Source organism: Sphingomonas sanxanigenens DSM 19645 = NX02, from assembly GCF_000512205.2.
Classification (GTDB): Bacteria; Pseudomonadota; Alphaproteobacteria; order Sphingomonadales; family Sphingomonadaceae; genus Sphingomonas_D; species Sphingomonas_D sanxanigenens.
On the sequence record NZ_CP006644.1, the window covers coordinates 990387 to 1006894 of the forward strand.

The following is a 16508-nucleotide window of genomic DNA, read 5'->3' on the forward strand; positions in this document are numbered from 1 at the left end:
AGCCGATCGGGCGGGGTGCTAGCCGCCCGCCATGTCCGTAGACACAGCAACCGTCCGCAAGATCGCGAGCCTCGCGCGCATCGCCGCCACCGATGCCGAGGTGGAGGCGATGGTCCCCGAACTCAACAACATCCTCGGCTGGATCGAGCAACTGGGCGAGGTCGACACGACCGACGTCGAGCCGATGACCGCGGTGATCGCCAATCAACTGCGGCTGCGCGACGATGTCGTCACCGATGGCGGCATCCGCGATCGCGTGCTCGCCAACGCCCCGCAAGCCGAACATGGCTTCTTCGCCGTGCCGAAGGTGATCGAATGATGACTGATTTGACGGATCTTGGCGTCGCGGCGATCCGCGACGGCGTGCGCGACGGCAGCTTTTCCGCGCGCGAAGTGGCGACCGCCTTCGTCGACGCGGTGGCGGCGGCGAAGCCGCTCAACGCCTTCATCGTCGAGACCCCCGAGCATGCGCTGGCCGCCGCCGACGCCGCCGACCAGGCGCGTGCGACGGGTGAGCTCAAGCCGCTGTCGGGCGTGCCGATCGGCATGAAGGACCTGTTTTGCACAGAAGGCGTGCAGACCACCGCCGCCAGCAACATGCTGGGCGGGTTCAAGCCGACCTACGAATCGACCGTTTCCGCCAATCTGTGGACGGCGGGCGCGGGCATGCTCGGCAAGCTCAACCTCGACCAGTTCGCGATGGGCTCCTCCAACGAGACGAGCGCGTTCGGCAACGTCATCTCGCCGTGGCGGCGCAACGATGGCGGCAACGCCGCGCTCGCGCCCGGGGGGTCTTCGGGCGGCAGCTCGGCGGCGATTTCCGCGCGGCTGTGCCCGGCGGCGACCGGCACCGACACCGGCGGCTCGATCCGCCAGCCCGCGGCGTTCACCGGCATCTCCGGCATCAAGCCCACCTATGGCCGCTGCTCGCGCTGGGGCGTCGTCGCCTTCGCGAGCTCGCTCGACCAGCCCGGGCCGATGGCGCGCGACGTGCGCGATTGCGCGATCATGCTGGAGGCGATGGCGGGGTTCGACGCGAAGGATTCGACCTCGCTGCAGCTCAACGTGCCAGCGTGGGAAGCTGGGCTTTCCGCCGACCTGCGCGGCAAGACCGTGGGTATCCCGAAGGAATATCGCGTCGACGGCATGCCCGCCGAGATCGAGGCGCTGTGGGATCAGGGCATCGCCTGGCTGAAGGATGCCGGCGCAAATGTCGTCGAGGTGTCGCTGCCGCACACCCGCTACGCGCTGCCGACCTATTACATCATCGCGCCGGCGGAGGCCTCCTCCAACCTCGCGCGCTATGATGGCGTGCGCTACGGCCTGCGCGACCTGCCCGACGGCGCGAACCTGCAGGACATGTACGCCGCGACCCGCGCCGCCGGCTTCGGCGCCGAGGTGAAGCGCCGCATCATGATCGGCACCTACGTGCTCTCGGCCGGCTTCTACGACGCCTATTACAACCAGGCGCAGAAGGTCCGCGCGCTGATCGCCCGCGACTTCGACGAGGCCTGGGCGAAGTGCGACCTGCTGCTGACCCCGACCGCGCCCTCGGCCGCGTTCGCGCTCGGCGAGAAGGCGGACGATCCGCTGGCAATGTATCTCAACGATGTCTTCACCGTGCCCTCGTCGCTCGCCGGCCTGCCGGCGATGTCGGTGCCGGGCGGTCTCGACGCGCAAGGCCTGCCGCTGGGGCTGCAGATCATCGGCAAGGCGCTGGACGAACAGGGCGTGCTCAACGCAGGCCTCGCGATCGAACAGCGCGCGGGGTTCACGGCGCGGCCGGGGAAGTGGTGGTAAGCGACGGGCGTTTGCTCGACAGGTAATACCAAGGATGGTAATACTTCAGCCATGGGTAAGCTCAGCAATCTCACGGTGAAGGGGCAGGTCACGATCCCCAAGGACGTGCGCGACGCGCTTGGTCTCAAGCCCGGCGAGCCGGTTGAGATCGAGTGGCGTGGCGGCGACGAGGCGGTGATCCGCAAGCCGCGCATCGATCGCGACGTGGAACTCGCGCGGATTCGCGCGAGGATGGAGGCCGCGCTGGCCGATTTCGTCAGCCTTCAACCGGGGCGGCCCACCGATGAGATCATGCGGGACATTCGCGGCGACGAATACGATCCTGCATGATCATGGTGGACACGAATGTCGTGATTGATCTGCTCCAGCATGATCCACGCTGGCATCGGTGGTCGTTCGAAGCGGTGGCGGCAGCGCAACTCGAAGGAGAGGTTGCCGTGAGTGCCATCGTGATGGGCGAGCTTGCCCCCGTGGCGAATGATGTTGCCGGCCTCACGGCAATGCTCGATCGGCTGGGTCTTTCGGTTCACGACCTTGCTGCTCCGGCTGCGCATCGCGCGGGTCAGGCCCACCACGCCTACCGCAAGGCAGGCGGCAAGCGGGACAAGATCCTCGCGGACTTTCTGATCGGCGCGCATGCGGTGGATCAGGCAGACGCCTTGATCACTCGTGACCCGCGCCATTATCGCAGTTATTTTCCAGCGCTTGCGCTGATCAGCCCATCGAAAGACGATCATGACTGAAAGCAGCTATCGCATCCAGGGTGCCACCGGCGAATGGGAGGTCGTGATCGGCCTCGAGGTCCATGCGCAGGTCACGTCGAACGCCAAGCTGTTCTCCGGCGCGGCGACGGCTTTCGGCGCCGAGCCCAATTCGCAGGTGAGCCTGATCGACGCGGCGATGCCCGGCATGCTGCCGGTGCCGAACCGCGAGTGCATCCGCCAGGCGGTGCGCACCGGCATGGCGATCGACGCGCAGATCAACCGCTGGTCGCGCTTCGACCGCAAGAATTATTTCTATGCCGATCTCCCGCAGGGCTATCAGATCAGCCAGCTCTACCATCCGCTGGTGGGTGAGGGCGCGATCGAGATCGAGCCCGCGGAAGGCGTGACCAAGACGATCGGCGTCGAGCGCATCCATGTCGAGCAGGATGCCGGCAAGCTGATGCACGATCAGCATCCGACGCGCTCCTATGTCGATCTCAACCGCTCCGGCGTGGCGCTGATGGAGATCGTGTCGCGGCCCGACATGCGCTCGCCGGCGGAAGCCGGGGCCTATGTGAAGAAGCTGCGCTCGATCCTGCGCTATGTCGGCTCATGCGACGGCAATATGGATGAGGGCTCGATGCGCGCCGACGTCAATGTCAGCGTGCGCCGCCCCGGCGAACCGTTCGGCACGCGCACCGAGACCAAGAACGTCAACTCGGTGCGCTTCGTGCAGGCTGTGGTCGAGATCGAGGCGAAGCGGCAGGTCGGCGTGATCGAGGATGGCGGCACGATCGTGCAGGAAACCCGCCTGTTCGATCCGGACAAGTTCGAGACGCGGTCGATGCGCTCCAAGGAGGATGCGCACGACTATCGCTACTTCCCCGATCCCGATCTGCTGCCGCTGGAACTGGACGACGCCTTCCTCGCGGAATGCCGCGCCAGCCTGCCCGAACTGCCCGATGCCAAGCGCAAGCGCTATGAGGGCGAACTCGGCCTGCCGGCCTACAACGCGGACGTGCTGACCGCCGAGATCGAGACCGCGCGCTGGTTCGAGGCGCTGCTCGACGCGCTGGCGAAGCCCGACCTCGCGCGCCAGGCCTCCAACTGGGTGATCTCCGACCTGTTCGGCGCGCTCAACCGGCTGGGCAAGGATATCGAGGACAGCCCGGTGACGCCGCGGCAGGGCGCCGAACTGCTTGGCCTCGTGGCCGATGGCACCTTGTCCGGCACGCTCGCCAAGCAGGTGTTCGAGATCATGCTGGAGACCGGCGACGATCCCGCGCGGATCGTCGAGGAAAAGGGCCTCAAGCAGACCAGCGACACCGGCGCGATCGAGGCCGCGATCGCCGATGTGATGGCCGCCAATGCCGACAAGGTCGCCGACTATCGCGGCGGCAAGGACAAGCTGTTCGGCTTCTTCGTCGGCCAGACGATGAAGGCGATGGGCGGCAAGGCCAATCCCGGCGTGGTCAATGAGCTGCTGAAGAAGGCGCTGGGCTGATTTGCGGCCTGCCGCTCGCTGGAAGCGGGCGGCGGCGCGGTTATTTGCTCCGAATTGGCAATTGATCGCCGTTCCGCGGTCGCACCTGCTTGTGTCCTCCCCGGCTTGAGCTAGACATGTCTTCGAGCACCTTTGGTGCTCTGGGGGTATTGGGGGAATATGAGCAGATTGACGATGCGCACCGCCTGTTCGGCGGTGCTGTGCGCTGTGCTGATCGTGCCGACCGGCACGTTCGCGCAGACGGACGCTGCGCCGGCCGTCGTTGCGGCGACACCGGCAGTGACGGATGCCGCGCCGCAGGGCGGAACCCGCTATCTCGCTGACAGCGTTTCGCCGTTCGGCCCCGCCAGTGTTGGCGAAGCCGAGCGCGCAGCACTGACGATGCCTAATATCGCTTTCCAGCCCACTGGAGAGGAGGCGAAGGATTTCGACAAATATTATGTGTTTCATCGGCCGGGCACCGATTTCGCCAGCGCCTACGCGGATATCAGTGAATGCGACGGCTATGCGCGCGGCCTGACGAGCGGCGTCACCTATATGGAGACGCCCTATCCCTATGCGGGTACGCTGGGCGGGGCGATCGGTGGTGCCATCGGCAATGCCATGGCCGCGGCGATCTTCGGCTCGGCCGAGAAACGCAGGATGCGCCGCGTGAACATGCGTCAATGCATGAACTACAAGGGCTATGAGCGCTACGGTCTGCCCAAGCCGCTGTGGGAAGCCTTCAATTTCGAAGAGGGCTTGTCCGGTGTGAAGGAGGAGGAGCGGCAGCGTTGCCTGAGGCAGCAGGCGCTGGTCGCCTCCGCCACGAACGCGCCGCAGGGCGGGGGGCTGGGGTTGTGATGCGCCGTCCGTTCGCCCGCGCCGTGGCCGGTCTCGCGATGGTCGGCATCGGCCTCACCGCACCCGCGCTTGCGGAAAAGCCGCCCGTTTTCGTTACCACGGCACCTGTCAAGGACAAGCCGGCGGTTACACTCGATCCTGCCCAAGGCTATATGCTGGTGCGGGCGCCGACGCCCGTGGCGCTCTATTTCGTTCGCGAACCGAGCGCCGCAGATCAGGCGACCTATGATGCGCTGCGTAAAAAAGCGCTCGCTGAGTCCCACGCCAAATATCAGAAAAAGCGGGCCGCCTATGACAACGCGAAGATCGCCGCGGCCAAACCGAACAGCACGATCGTCGTGCCGGAAGAACCCGTCGAGCCGACCGAGGCGAATTTCGAATTCACCCCGTTCGCAATGATGGCGGGGGTACAGGTCGGGGCGCTCAACCGGTTCGGCAAGCAGGCCGACGGATCGACCTACGTGCAGGCAGTGACGCCCGGCACATACCGGCTCTACGGTCCGATGACGGTTCTTCCTGGCGGGGCGGTTATGGGTACATGCCTTTGCATGGGCAGTGTCAAGTTTGACGTTGCGGCGGGAGCGATCGTCGATCTCGGCGACATTCTCCTCACGCCGCAGACGACGACCGATCGCATGCTTAACGGTGTCCAGCTTGGCATCGTGCCGCCGGCTGCCGATCGGACCAATGATCCCCGATTGGCCGCGCTGCCGATCCGACCGGCAAGATTCAAGCCCGCCGGAAAGCTGCCGAATTATTTCGGCCTCGGCATTTCGCGCCTCGCAGCCATCCCGGGCGTGATGCGCTATGAACGCGATAATATTGTCGATCTGACGGCGGCCAACTGACGGCGAGCCGCGAGGCCTGCCGACATATATTGCGGGGGAGGGGGCAGTATGAGGATGCCTCATTCATTGCTGACTGCATTGCTCGTAGGGCCCATGCTCTTCGCGGCCACGCCTGCTGCAGCGCGCGAATACTATTATTTCTATCGTGCGAACACGGCGCGCGAAGCCTATATCGCCGACCGCGAGGCGTGCGAGCGTCTCGCCGGCGGCGTCGATCGCCGCGCGGGTCCGATGGTCTACATGCCCTATAATCGCAACCTGACCGGTGCGCAGAATGGATTGGCGCAGGGGATTGCCGGCCTGTTCATCGGCCTGATGTCGGGCGGCGAAACGCGGCGGACAATGAGCGTCGTCGAGCGCACCTGCATGGCCGACAAGGGCTATGCGCGATACGAAGTCGACAAGCAGGTCGTGAAGGACATCGAGAAACTGGACGATGTCGATGCGCGAGTAGAACGCTACTTCGCGCTCGCCACCGCCGACACGCCAACGGGCAAGAGGATGAAGGAATGAAAAGGCTGATCGCGGCTGCGCTGCTCTGGCTGTTCGCAACGTTGCCCGTGCATGCGAAGGCGCCGGTGATCGACCCGGCGAAGGCCTATGTTCTCGTCGAAGTGGGCAATCTCGACGACGCGATGATGAAGGGAACGAAGGTGCCGGGGGTCGTCACGCTGGCCCGCTATGACGCCGAAAAGGGCGATGTGCCGGGTGGTGCTGACCGCATCGTCACGCAGGGCAAGGCGTTCGGCAAGAGCAAGACCGGGCGCCTCTATCTGTTCGAACTCGCCGCCGGCAACTGGGTGATCGAGGGCGCGAATGGAACCGCCTTTTCGCTGGGCAGCATGATGTTCGCGATCGCGCCCGGCGAGATCGTCGATCTGGGTGTGCTTGATCCCGCTGTCGACTGGGCGGAGGGTGAGGCGCCAAAGAGCGTACTCAGCGGGATGATGGGGGCGATGCTGTTCGGCTCTATGCAGCCCAAGGATCCGCGGCCCGTGCGCATCGACTGGCACGCACGCGGTCCCTCGGATCTGGTCGCGCCGCCGGCTCTCGCCGGCCGCACGATCGTGCCGGCCAGCTTCACGCCCGATCGGACGTTCGGCAACTATCTTGGTGGGCTGGTCAACCGTTTCGGCGGCCGCGCCGCCCGGCGCGGCGCCAGCACCGCAACGACTGTTTCTCCCCAGCTCTGACCGACGGGAACCGCGCGTGCGCGGCCAACCATTGCAGGGAACCGCTTGCCCCGTCGTCCATTCAAGCTCGATCGTCAATGCGATGGAGCGGCTGCATGAAAATCGTTGTGGGCGAATTCGATACGCGGCGCGAGGCGGATCGCGCGATGGAGCGGCTGGTGCAGGAATATGGCATCGAGCGCACCGGCATCGCGTTCGCGCCCGAAGGCCGTGGCGAGGGTGAGGGCCGCGTCGCCCAGGGCGGCTCGGCCCTGATGCCGGCGATTTCGATCGAAGCCGATGACGAGACGGCGGATCTGGTGCGCAACGTGCTGGTCACCGCCGGGGCGGCGTACGCGCAGGTCTGCTGACAGGCGCGTACGGCCGCTGGCATTTCGCGCCTATGCGGCGTCCGGGTTGCCTTCTATATCGCCCTGATCGGGCAGGCCGGCGTCGATCGCGCCGGAGGTGTTGGGATCGTCGATCGGTGCGGGACGGTCGGTGTCGCCATCGGGCGGCACGATCTCGTCGGGAACCTCTGCGGGCATGTCGGGTGGGCTGTCGGGGTTGGGATCGGTGGGCACGGTGGCCATCGGTCGGTCTCCTTTCAGGGGAAGAAACGCGCGGGATCGGCACTTGATCCGCCGCCCGACTTGCCCTTGGGCCCAGCATTGCTATAGACGCCGCCGATCGGCGGTGTCCAAGCGGGCGTGGCGGAACTGGTAGACGCGCTGGATTTAGGTTCCAGTATCGCAAGATGTGGGGGTTCGAGTCCCTTCGCCCGCACCAGTCCCGTCACCTGCGCGCTGACGCTGCCCAGACGGATTCACCCGATAAAGGCACGAACGAGCAATGCAGACTGTCGAGACGTTGAACGAGGGCCTGAAGCGCGCCTACACGTTGACCATCACCGCCGCTGACATCGACGCGCGAGTCGAAAAGGAAGTGAAGTCGGTGGCGCCGCAGGTGCGCATGCCCGGCTTCCGCCCCGGCAAGGTGCCCGCCAACATCGTCCGCAAGCTGCATGGCCCCGCGCTCGCGCAGGACGCGCTCAACAATTCGATCCAGGAAGGCGTGCAGAAGCTGATCGCCGACAACCGCCTGCGCCCTGCGCTGCAGCCGTCGGTCGAACTGGCCGATGGCTATGAGCTCGGCAAGGATGCCGAGGTCAAGGTCGAGCTGGAAGTGCTGCCGGACGTGCCGGCGCCGTCGATCGAAGGCCTGAAGCTGGAGCGGCTGACCGTGCCGGTTGCCGATGCGCAGATCGACGAGGCGGTCAACCGCATCGCCGGACAGAACAAGAGCTTCGAAGACGCCCCCGCCGACCATGAAGCCCAGACCGGCGACCTGGTGGTGATGGACTTCGTCGGCAAGGTCGACGGCGAGGCGTTCGAGGGCGGCACCGGCGAAGGCATGTCGGTCGAGATCGGCTCGGGCCAGCTCATCCCCGGCTTCGAGGACCAGATCGTCGGCGTGAAGGCCAATGAAGAGCGCACCATCGAGGTCACCTTCCCCGAGGATTATAACGCCGAGAACCTGAAGGGTAAGGCGGCGACGTTCGATCTGGTCATCCAGGCGGTGAAGACCCCCAAGGAGACCGCGGCCGACGACGAGTTCGCCAAGCAGCTCGGTCTCGAAGGCATCGACCAGCTCCGCGACCTGATCAAGGGCCAGATCGAGCAGGAGCATAACGGCCTCACCCGCACCCACATGAAGCGCAAGCTGCTCGACCAGCTCGCCGAGTCGCACGACTTCGAAGTGCCGCCGACGATGGTCGAGATGGAATTCGACCAGATCTGGCGCCAGCTCGAGCATGAGGCGGGCCATGAGGCCGATCCGGAAGCGGCGAAGGCGGAGCTCGAGAATGATCGCGACGATTATCGTCGCATCGCCGAGCGCCGCGTGCGCCTGGGCCTGCTGCTGTCGGAGATCGGCCAGGCCAACGGCGTCGAGGTCAGCCAGGGCGAGATGCAGCGCCTGATGGCGCAGGCGGCGCAGCAGTACGCGCCCAAGGATCGCGAGCGCTTCATGCAGTACATCCAGCAGGAGCCGATGGCCGCCGCCCAGCTCCGCGCGCCGCTGTATGAGGACAAGGTCGTCGACTTCCTGTTCGACAAGGCCGAGATCAGCGACCGCGAAGTGACCCGCGAGGAACTGGAAGCCGAGATCGAGGCGGACGAGGACGGCAACGTCCACGTCCATGGCCCGGATTGCGGCCACGACCACAGCCATCATGATCATTCGCACGATCATGACCATGGCCACGACCATGCCGAGCCGGCCGCTGCCGCCGAGGCAGAGGCTGAGGCTGAGGCTGAGGCCGAACCGGTGAAGAAGCCTGCCAAGAAGGCGGCGGCGAAGAAGGCCGCCCCGGCCGAGGACGCCGAGGCTCCGGCCGAAGAGTCCGCCGACGCCGCCGATGCCGCCGAGGCCAAGCCGGCGAAGAAGCCGGCTGCCAAGAAGAAGGCCGCCGAGGCGGCCGACGAGGGCGAGGCCGAAGCCGAGCCGGCCAAGAAGCCTGCCAAGAAGGCGGCGAAGAAGGCCGACGCGGAGTAATCCTCGTCCGTCGTGACGTTTGATACTCACCCCTCCCCCGCGTCGGGGGAGGGGCATCATTTTCCGGAGCGCGGCATGAGCCCCCGCATCGCCGTGCTGCTTCCGTGCTACAATGAGGAAGCGGCGATCGCGCAGACCGTGGCCGGCTTCCGCGCCGCGCTGCCCGATGCGCGCATCTATGTGTACGACAACAACAGCAGCGACCGCACCGTCGATGTGGCGCGCGCCGCCGGGGCCATCGTCCGCACCGAGCGGATGCAGGGCAAGGGCCATGTCGTGCGCCGCATGTTCGCCGACGTCGAGGCGGACGTCTATGTGATGGCCGATGGCGACGCGACCTACGATGCCGCCGCCGCCCCCGCGATGATCGAGCGCCTGTTCGACGAGCAGCTCGACATGGTCGTCGGCGCCCGCGCCTCCGAGGTGGAGGCGGCGTATCGCCGCGGCCATCGCCTCGGCAACCGCGTGCTCACCGGGCTGCTCGCGCGGCTTTTCGGGCGCAGCTTCACCGACATCCTCTCGGGCTATCGCGTCTTTTCGCGGCGCTTCGTAAAGAGCTTTCCGGTGCTGTCCTCCGGCTTCGAGATCGAGACCGAGATCAGCGTCCACGCGCTCGAACTGCGCATGCCGGTGGGGGAGGTGATCACCGCCTATGCGGCGCGGCCGGACGGCTCCGCCTCCAAGCTGGCGACCTATCGCGACGGGTGGCGGATCTTCCGGACGATCGGCACGCTGTATCGTATCGAGCGGCCGGTGCTCTATTTCGGCGGGATCGGCGCCGTGCTGGTGCTGGCGGCGGTGATCCTGGCGCTGCCGCTGCTGTTCACCTGGCTCCAGACCGGGCTGGTTCCCCGCTATCCGACCGCGGTGCTGGCGACCGGCCTTACCATCGTCGCCTTCCTCAGTTTCGCCTGCGGCCTCATCCTCGACACGGTGGTGCACGGGCGGCGCGAGATGCGGCGGATCGCCTATCTTTCGCATGCTGCGCCGGGCGCGGCCGACGCCCGAAGCGAGGCCCCTTGAAGCCGCCCCGCTTTCACCCGATGTAGGGACACGGCAAAAGGCTTATAAGCGCGACAAAGGATGCACTTCCCCATGAATAACCCGTTCGGAAACGGCCAGATTCACGATGCTCTGGTGCCGATCGTCATCGAGCAGTCGAATCGCGGCGAGCGGAGCTTCGACATCTATTCGCGCCTGCTGCGTGAGCGGATCATCTTCGTGACCGGCCAGGTCGAGGACCATATGGCCTCGCTGATCACCGCGCAGCTGCTGTTCCTCGAATCGGAAAATCCGAAGAAGGACATCTACATGTACATCAACTCGCCGGGCGGCGTCGTCACGGCGGGCATGGCGATCCACGACACGATGCAGTATATCCGTCCGCGCGTCGGCACGGTGTGCATCGGCCAGGCGGCGTCGATGGGCAGCTTCCTGCTCTCCGCCGGTGAGCCGGGCATGCGCGTGGCGCTGACCAACGCGCGGATCATGATCCACCAGCCGTCGGGCGGCGCGCAGGGCCAGGCGACCGACATCGAGATCCAGGCGAAGGAGATCCTTCGTATCCGGCACCGCATGAACGAGCTTTACGCCAAATATACCGGCCAGCCGCTGGACGTGATCGAAAGCTCGATGGAGCGCGACAAGTTCCTGAGCGCCGAGGAAGCGAAGGGCTTCGGCCTGATCGACCAGGTGTTCGACAAGCGGCCGACGCCGGCTGAAGAGACGACGCAGGCTGCGGCCTGATGAGGGCGGCGGTGCGATCGTGGCCGGCCGGGCGGATGCCCGGAGGCGCGGGCGCGGCGCCGCTCGAATCGGACTGGTATCGGGCCGTGTCATGGCGAAGCAATATTCGCCATTGCCGGTATCAAACTGTGCGGGCTAGGATGGGCCTGGACCAGGGGGCGTATTGCCCGGGGATGATGTGATGACGAAGCTGCAAGGTGGAGATTCCAAGAGCACGCTGTACTGCTCGTTCTGCGGGAAATCGCAGCATGAGGTGCGCAAGCTGATCGCGGGGCCCACCGTGTTCATCTGCGACGAGTGCGTCGAGCTGTGCAACGACATCATCCGCGAGGAGACCAAGTCTTCGCTGGTGAGCCGCAAGGATGGCGGCGTGCCGACGCCGCAGGAGATCTGCGACGTTCTCGACGATTATGTGATCGGCCAGGCGCGCGCCAAGCGCGTGCTCTCGGTGGCTGTGCACAACCACTACAAGCGTCTCAACCACGGCGCCAAGGGCGCGGACGTCGAGCTCGCCAAGTCCAACATCCTGCTCGTCGGCCCCACCGGCTGCGGCAAGACGCTGCTGGCGCAGACGCTCGCCAAGACGTTCGACGTGCCCTTCACCATGGCCGATGCGACGACGCTGACCGAGGCCGGCTATGTCGGTGAGGATGTCGAGAACATCATCCTGAAGCTGCTGCAGGCGAGCGACTATAACGTCGAGCGGGCGCAGCGCGGCATCGTCTATATCGACGAGATCGACAAGATCAGCCGCAAGGCCGAGAACCCGTCGATCACGCGCGACGTTTCGGGCGAGGGCGTGCAGCAGGCGCTGCTCAAGCTGATGGAAGGCACGACCGCGTCGGTGCCGCCGCAGGGCGGCCGCAAGCATCCGCAGCAGGAATTCCTCCAGGTCGACACCACCAACATCCTGTTCATCTGCGGTGGCGCCTTCTCGGGACTCGAGAAGATCATCGCGGATCGCCTGCAGGGCAAGTCGATCGGCTTCGGCGCGTTCGTGGCCGCGCCCGACGAGCGCCGCACCGGTGAGGTGCTGCGCCAGGGCGAGCCCGAGGATCTGCTTAAGTTCGGCCTGATCCCCGAGTTCGTCGGCCGTCTGCCGGTGATCGCGACGCTTGAGGATCTCGACACCGAGGCGTTGGTCAAGATCCTGTCCGAACCCAAGAACGCGCTGGTCAAGCAGTATCAGAAGCTGTTCGAGATGGAGGGCGTGAAGCTGGGCTTTACCGACGATGCGCTGGTCGCGGTCGCCAAGAAGGCGATCGAGCGCAAGACCGGTGCGCGCGGCCTGCGTTCGATCCTCGAGGGCATCCTGCTCGACACGATGTTCGACCTGCCGGGCATGGACGGCATCGACGAGGTGATCGTCGACAAGGATGTCGTCGAAGGCCGCAAGGATCCGGTGCGCGTTTATGCGCAGAAGGAAAAGGGCAAGGCCGGCGACGCCGCCTGAGCTGATGATACGGACTGTGTAAGGCTGGGGCGGCGCGTGAGCGCCGCCCTTGTCGTATCGGGCCTTATCGGCCGGGTGCGCCCGGTTCGCGTTTCACGGGGCGCCAAATGCGCAGCGCCCCTCCACCAGGTGGAGGGGCGCCTTTTCGTCAACAGCCCGTGCGGCTCAGAAGCCGCGGCGCAGCGTCACGAAGAACTGGCGCGGGGCGCCGATCAGCAGCGTCTGGTTGTCGCCGCTGCCGCCGAAGCCGTTGGAGCCGATCGTCGAGACATAATCCTCGTCGGTAAGGTTGGTGACGCTCGCCTCGACGCCGAAGCCGTCGAGGAAGCCTTCGCCCTGGAAGGTGTAGCCGATCGCGGCATCCACCAGCACCCGGTCCGGCACCGACTGGTCGTTGGTGTAGGTGAAGTAGCGCTTCGACATATAGTTCGCGCCGACGCGGCCCATGAACGCGCCATCGTCATACACCACCTCGCCCTTCAGCATGTGCTTGGGGCTGTCGACCACGGTCTTGCCCCTGGTCGCGGTCACGATCGAGCCGTCCGCGGCGAGCACGTCGTCGCGATACTCGGACTCGTTGTAGGAATAGGAGGCGAGCAGCGAGACCGGCGGCAGCGGCTTGTAGAGCGCCGTCACCTCGACGCCATAGTTGCGCACGTCACCCACATTCTGCAGCGTCACCGGGTTGCCGACGATGCCGGCGCCGCTGGTGAGCGCGAGCAGGCGGTTGGTGAAGTTGACATAATAGCCGGCGACCGACGCCTGGAACGCGCCGGCGCGCAGGCGGCCGCCGAGCTCATAGGTGTCGGACTTTTCCGGCTTCAGCTCGTCGCGGATGGCATCGAAGCCGGCCTGCGTCGTCGCGAAGGGCGAGAGGCCGACCGCCGCCGAACCGAAGGCGCGCATGTTCTGCGTGAAGGTGGCGAAGATTTCCGCGCCGCCGATGCTGTAGACCGCACCCACCTGCGGCAGGAACCAGTCGCGCGCCTCGATGTCGCCCGTCGCCAGGCCGCCCGATACGATCGGCCGCGCGCTGTTGCGCACCTGCAGGCCCTTCCAGCCGCCGCTCAGGGTCAGGTCGCCCAAGGTCAGCTTGTCCGAGACGTAATACATATAGGTCTCGGTATCGAACTTCACGTCGAACTGGGTCGCGAACGGATCGCTCTGGAACGACTTGGTCTCGCGCGACGGCGTCGACTGGTCGGCGAGGCCGTAGAAGCGGCGGGCGTTGCGGAACGCGTTGGATTCGAACCAGCCGCCGAATTCGAGCCGGTTGGGGCCGGTCTCATAGGTCACGCGCGCGATCGCGCCGCCGCGGTTCATGTCATATTCGGTGGTGCGGATCGAGATCGGCGCGCCGCCCGGGGTCGGCACATAGGGGGTGAACCAGATGCCCTGGCCGTGATTGTCATGATAATAGCCGGTCAGCGCGACGCGGAGCTGCTCGGTGAGCTGGCCGTCGAAGGTGACGCCGGCCAGATAATCCTGGCGCAGGCCGGCGGCGTCGTAATAGGCGTCGTCCACCGTCTGGTAGGGCGACGGGAAGGTCAGCCCAGCGGTCGGAAAGGGCAGCGGCGCGGTGGCCGAACCCGCGCGTGTCGCCTGGTTCTGATAGACCTGCGCCATCCGCACCGCGGTCGCCCAGTCGGGGGCGAGGTTGTCGCTGCGATAGCCCAGCCGCTCGATCATGCCGAGGCTGAGATCCTGATAATCCTGCTCGCGGCGGTCGGAGAAGTTGAAGAAGCCGGTGATGCTGCTGCCGTCTTCGAATTCCTTCACCAGCTTGGCGTTCGCCTGGTGCTGGCGCTGCACGCCGTTGCCGCGCCACTTGCCGGCTTCGAGATAGCCATAGCTCAGATAGCCCTTCAGGCCGTTGCCGGTGACGTCGCCGGTCTCCAGCCGCACGAAGCCGCGATAGGTGTCGTCCGAACCATAGGTGCCCGAGGCGACGATATCGAACTCGTCCGAAGGGTCGCGCGAGGTGAACAGCAAGGTGCCGCCGAGGTTGGAGACCGAAGCCTCGCCCAGCGCGCCGGCGCCCTGCGCGACGGTGGCGGTGCCGACATTCTCGGAGATGATCGCACGGCTGATGTGCAGGCCGTTGAAATTGCCGTAGCTCATGTCGCCCAGCGGCACGCCATCGAGGGTGAAGCCGAGCTGGTTCTGGTTGAAGCCGCGCAGCGAGATGCGGGTCGACCATTCATAGGCGCCGAACGCGTCGGCGGACTGGAAATTCACGCCCGGCAGCTTGTCCAGCGCCTTCAGCGGGCTGGAACCGGCGGTGAGGCGCGACAGATCGTCGGACGTGACGGTCTGCACCTGGCGGGCCTGGCCGAAGCCGAGGACGACGATATCCTCGCCCTCGTCGACGGCGGGCGCCGGCGCGGTCTCTTCCTGCGCAAAGGCGGGGGTGGCGAGCACGGCAAGCAGGGTAGCCCCCGCCAGCAGGCGGGCACGACGGAACGACATTGGATTCTCCCTGGATATTGGCTCTCTATGGCCAGCGCGCCCGTGTGGGCGTGCACGCTTGCAGCGCGATGACGGTTCGAAGGCGTAACGATGACAGCTCGACAGGCGGCCCATCGGCATCGTCGAACTGCAACATGCGTCTGCGAGAGGGCGGGAATGACGGATGATCGGGATGGCAGGGCGATGGGATATCGGCGGCGCGACGCATTGCGCACGGCGGCGGGGCTGGCGGCGGGGGCGACGGTGGCGGGTCCGCTGAGCGTGGCGGTCGGGGCCGAGGCGTCCGCCCGGCCGCTGCTGTTCGCGCATCGCGGCGCCTCGGCGCTCCGCCCCGAACATACGCTGGCGGCCTATGCCAAGGCGATCGCCGACGGCGCCGGCTATATCGAGCCCGATCTCGTCGCCACGCGCGATGGCGTGCTGGTGGTGCGGCACGAGAACAATATCGCCGACACGACCGACGTGGCGTCGCGCGCGGCGTTCGCCGGCCGCCGCACCACCAAGACGATCGACGGCGTCCGCCAGCAAGGCTGGTTCACCGAGGATTTCACGCTCGCGGAGTTGAAGACGCTGCGCGCCACCGAGCGGCTCGGCGCGGTGCGCCCCGAGAGCCGCGGCTTCGACGGCCAATTCCAGATCGTCACCTTCGAGGAGATGATCGACTTCGCCGCCGCCGAGGCCGCGGCGCGCGGGCGCCTCATCGGCCTCGTCCCCGAACTCAAGCATTCCACCTATTTCGCCGGCATCGGCCTGAGGCTGGAGGATCGTTTCCTCGCTGTGCTCGAGGCGCATCGCTATACGCAGCGCGCGCCGCTGGTGATCCAGTCGTTCGAGGTCGGCAATCTGCGCACTCTGCGCGGCAAGCTCGGTCGCCCGGCGAATGTCACGCTGCTGCAACTGCTCGACGAGGATGCCGCGAAGCCCGGCGACGGCGCCGTGCCCGACTATGCCGCGATGATGACCCCCGCGGGCCTCGCCGCGATCGCGCGCTATGCCGACGCGATCGGCCCCTGGACGCGCAGCATCATCCCGCTCGGCCCCGACGGGCGCCTCGCCGCCGCGCGCCCGCTGGTCGAGGATGCACACCGCGCCGGCCTGAAAGTGCTGCCTTACACCTTCCGCCCCGAAAACCGTTTCCTCGCCGCCGACTTCCGCGACAAGGCCGGCGATGACGCGCGCAACGAGGCCGGCTCGATCGCCGAGATCCGCCGCTATCTGGCAACGGGGATCGACGGCTTCTTCACCGACGATCCGGCGGTGGGACTGAAGGCGCTGGGATAGGTGCGCGGCCTTTGTCCCTCCCCGACGCTGCGCGCCGGGGAGGAAAAGCGACGCCCTCTCCCCTGAACCAACCCTGCCGCTACGCGTTCAGGCGGTGGGGCAATGGGCGGCGATCTTCGTCGGCGGCCTTGA

17 protein-coding genes and 1 tRNA gene are annotated in these 16508 nt (G+C 66.3%); 16 read left to right on the top strand and 2 right to left on the bottom strand.

What is annotated here, in order from left to right; genetic code table 11:
* The first annotated feature begins 31 nt into the window (after nt 1-31).
* From gatC to NX02_RS04755, 10 genes are all read left to right on the top strand, one after another.
* Nucleotides 32-319, top strand: coding sequence for an Asp-tRNA(Asn)/Glu-tRNA(Gln) amidotransferase subunit GatC (gene gatC / locus NX02_RS04710; RefSeq protein ID WP_025291042.1), 288 nt, complete (start codon nt 32-34; stop codon nt 317-319).
* Nucleotides 319-1800 carry an Asp-tRNA(Asn)/Glu-tRNA(Gln) amidotransferase subunit GatA gene (gene gatA, locus NX02_RS04715; RefSeq protein ID WP_025291043.1) on the top strand — a complete coding sequence of 494 codons (1482 nt, stop codon included), beginning with the start codon at nt 319-321 and terminating at the stop codon, nt 1798-1800. Before gatC ends, gatA begins: the two co-directional genes overlap by 1 nt.
* A gap of 51 nt (nt 1801-1851) precedes the next feature.
* The gene (locus tag NX02_RS04720; protein WP_025291044.1) at nt 1852-2130 is read left to right on the top strand and encodes an AbrB/MazE/SpoVT family DNA-binding domain-containing protein; all 279 of its coding nucleotides are present in this window, start codon (nt 1852-1854) and stop codon (nt 2128-2130) included.
* On the top strand, nt 2127-2543 hold the full coding sequence (locus tag NX02_RS04725; RefSeq protein ID WP_025291045.1) for a type II toxin-antitoxin system VapC family toxin: 417 nt from the start codon (nt 2127-2129) through the stop codon (nt 2541-2543). Before NX02_RS04720 ends, NX02_RS04725 begins: the two co-directional genes overlap by 4 nt.
* Complete coding sequence (gene gatB, locus NX02_RS04730; RefSeq protein ID WP_025291046.1) at nt 2536-4008, top strand: Asp-tRNA(Asn)/Glu-tRNA(Gln) amidotransferase subunit GatB; 1473 nt, start codon at nt 2536-2538, stop codon at nt 4006-4008. Before NX02_RS04725 ends, gatB begins: the two co-directional genes overlap by 8 nt.
* A 159-nt stretch (nt 4009-4167) precedes the next feature.
* A complete protein-coding gene (locus NX02_RS04735) occupies nt 4168-4851 on the top strand; it encodes a hypothetical protein (RefSeq protein WP_245648764.1) in 684 nt (227 codons plus the stop codon).
* Complete coding sequence (locus NX02_RS04740; protein WP_025291048.1) at nt 4851-5699, top strand: hypothetical protein; 849 nt, start codon at nt 4851-4853, stop codon at nt 5697-5699. Before NX02_RS04735 ends, NX02_RS04740 begins: the two co-directional genes overlap by 1 nt.
* A 93-nt stretch (nt 5700-5792) precedes the next feature.
* Nucleotides 5793-6212 (top strand): hypothetical protein, encoded by a 420-nt coding sequence (locus tag NX02_RS04745; protein ID WP_025291049.1) that lies wholly within the window; start codon nt 5793-5795, stop codon nt 6210-6212.
* Nucleotides 6209-6892 carry a hypothetical protein gene (locus NX02_RS04750; RefSeq protein WP_025291050.1) on the top strand — a complete coding sequence of 228 codons (684 nt, stop codon included), beginning with the start codon at nt 6209-6211 and terminating at the stop codon, nt 6890-6892. The genes NX02_RS04745 and NX02_RS04750 overlap by 4 nt, the downstream gene beginning before the upstream one ends.
* 95 nt (nt 6893-6987) lie before the next feature.
* Nucleotides 6988-7242, top strand: a complete 255-nt coding sequence (locus NX02_RS04755) for a hypothetical protein (protein ID WP_025291051.1) — start codon at nt 6988-6990, stop codon at nt 7240-7242.
* A 30-nt stretch (nt 7243-7272) separates the two neighbouring features.
* Here NX02_RS04755 and NX02_RS04760 read toward each other — a convergent pair whose 3' ends face one another.
* Nucleotides 7273-7464: a hypothetical protein gene (locus NX02_RS04760; RefSeq protein WP_025291052.1), complete on the bottom strand. Its 192-nt coding sequence runs from the start codon at nt 7462-7464 to the stop codon at nt 7273-7275.
* A 111-nt stretch (nt 7465-7575) separates the two neighbouring features.
* On the opposite strand from NX02_RS04760, the gene NX02_RS04765 reads away from it, so the two are divergent.
* The 5 genes from NX02_RS04765 (at nt 7576) to clpX (ending at nt 12626) form a co-directional block, all read left to right on the top strand.
* Nucleotides 7576-7660, top strand: a tRNA-Leu gene (locus NX02_RS04765).
* 63 nt (nt 7661-7723) lie between these two features.
* A complete protein-coding gene (gene tig, locus NX02_RS04770) occupies nt 7724-9427 on the top strand; it encodes a trigger factor (RefSeq protein ID WP_025291053.1) in 1704 nt (567 codons plus the stop codon).
* Nucleotides 9428-9502: 75 nt separating this feature from the next.
* Nucleotides 9503-10450, top strand: coding sequence for a glycosyltransferase family 2 protein (locus NX02_RS04775; RefSeq protein WP_025291054.1), 948 nt, complete (start codon nt 9503-9505; stop codon nt 10448-10450).
* Between the two features lie 72 nt (nt 10451-10522).
* A complete protein-coding gene (clpP, locus tag NX02_RS04780; RefSeq protein WP_025291055.1) occupies nt 10523-11173 on the top strand; it encodes an ATP-dependent Clp endopeptidase proteolytic subunit ClpP in 651 nt (216 codons plus the stop codon).
* Between the two features lie 181 nt (nt 11174-11354).
* Nucleotides 11355-12626: an ATP-dependent Clp protease ATP-binding subunit ClpX gene (gene clpX, locus NX02_RS04785; protein WP_025291056.1), complete on the top strand. Its 1272-nt coding sequence runs from the start codon at nt 11355-11357 to the stop codon at nt 12624-12626.
* Nucleotides 12627-12791: 165 nt separating this feature from the next.
* Here the strand turns inward: clpX and NX02_RS04790 are convergent, their stop codons facing one another.
* Nucleotides 12792-15095, bottom strand: a complete 2304-nt coding sequence (locus tag NX02_RS04790; protein WP_025291057.1) for a TonB-dependent receptor — start codon at nt 15093-15095, stop codon at nt 12792-12794.
* Nucleotides 15096-15251: 156 nt separating this feature from the next.
* On the opposite strand from NX02_RS04790, the gene NX02_RS04795 reads away from it, so the two are divergent.
* On the top strand, nt 15252-16376 hold the full coding sequence (locus NX02_RS04795) for a glycerophosphodiester phosphodiesterase (protein WP_025291058.1): 1125 nt from the start codon (nt 15252-15254) through the stop codon (nt 16374-16376).
* Nucleotides 16377-16508: the final 132 nt, after the last annotated feature.

What these genes read in the sequence shown, in the direction of transcription:
- NX02_RS04775 (WP_025291054.1), top strand. Translation starts at nt 9,503, where the DNA reads ATGAGCCCCCGCATCGCCGTGCTGCTTCCGTGCTACAATGAGGAAGCG.
- NX02_RS04725 (WP_025291045.1), top strand. Translation starts at nt 2,127, where the DNA reads ATGATCATGGTGGACACGAATGTCGTGATTGATCTGCTCCAGCATGAT.
- tig (WP_025291053.1), top strand. Translation starts at nt 7,724, where the DNA reads ATGCAGACTGTCGAGACGTTGAACGAGGGCCTGAAGCGCGCCTACACG.
- clpP (WP_025291055.1), top strand. Translation starts at nt 10,523, where the DNA reads ATGAATAACCCGTTCGGAAACGGCCAGATTCACGATGCTCTGGTGCCG.
- NX02_RS04755 (WP_025291051.1), top strand. Translation starts at nt 6,988, where the DNA reads ATGAAAATCGTTGTGGGCGAATTCGATACGCGGCGCGAGGCGGATCGC.
- NX02_RS04750 (WP_025291050.1), top strand. Translation starts at nt 6,209, where the DNA reads ATGAAAAGGCTGATCGCGGCTGCGCTGCTCTGGCTGTTCGCAACGTTG.
- NX02_RS04790 (WP_025291057.1), bottom strand. Translation starts at nt 15,095, where the DNA reads ATGTCGTTCCGTCGTGCCCGCCTGCTGGCGGGGGCTACCCTGCTTGCC.
- gatA (WP_025291043.1), top strand. Translation starts at nt 319, where the DNA reads ATGACTGATTTGACGGATCTTGGCGTCGCGGCGATCCGCGACGGCGTG.
- NX02_RS04760 (WP_025291052.1), bottom strand. Translation starts at nt 7,464, where the DNA reads ATGGCCACCGTGCCCACCGATCCCAACCCCGACAGCCCACCCGACATG.
- NX02_RS04745 (WP_025291049.1), top strand. Translation starts at nt 5,793, where the DNA reads ATGCTCTTCGCGGCCACGCCTGCTGCAGCGCGCGAATACTATTATTTC.
- NX02_RS04720 (WP_025291044.1), top strand. Translation starts at nt 1,852, where the DNA reads ATGGGTAAGCTCAGCAATCTCACGGTGAAGGGGCAGGTCACGATCCCC.
- gatB (WP_025291046.1), top strand. Translation starts at nt 2,536, where the DNA reads ATGACTGAAAGCAGCTATCGCATCCAGGGTGCCACCGGCGAATGGGAG.
- clpX (WP_025291056.1), top strand. Translation starts at nt 11,355, where the DNA reads ATGACGAAGCTGCAAGGTGGAGATTCCAAGAGCACGCTGTACTGCTCG.
- NX02_RS04740 (WP_025291048.1), top strand. Translation starts at nt 4,851, where the DNA reads ATGCGCCGTCCGTTCGCCCGCGCCGTGGCCGGTCTCGCGATGGTCGGC.
- NX02_RS04795 (WP_025291058.1), top strand. Translation starts at nt 15,252, where the DNA reads ATGACGGATGATCGGGATGGCAGGGCGATGGGATATCGGCGGCGCGAC.
- gatC (WP_025291042.1), top strand. Translation starts at nt 32, where the DNA reads ATGTCCGTAGACACAGCAACCGTCCGCAAGATCGCGAGCCTCGCGCGC.
- NX02_RS04735 (WP_245648764.1), top strand. Translation starts at nt 4,168, where the DNA reads ATGAGCAGATTGACGATGCGCACCGCCTGTTCGGCGGTGCTGTGCGCT.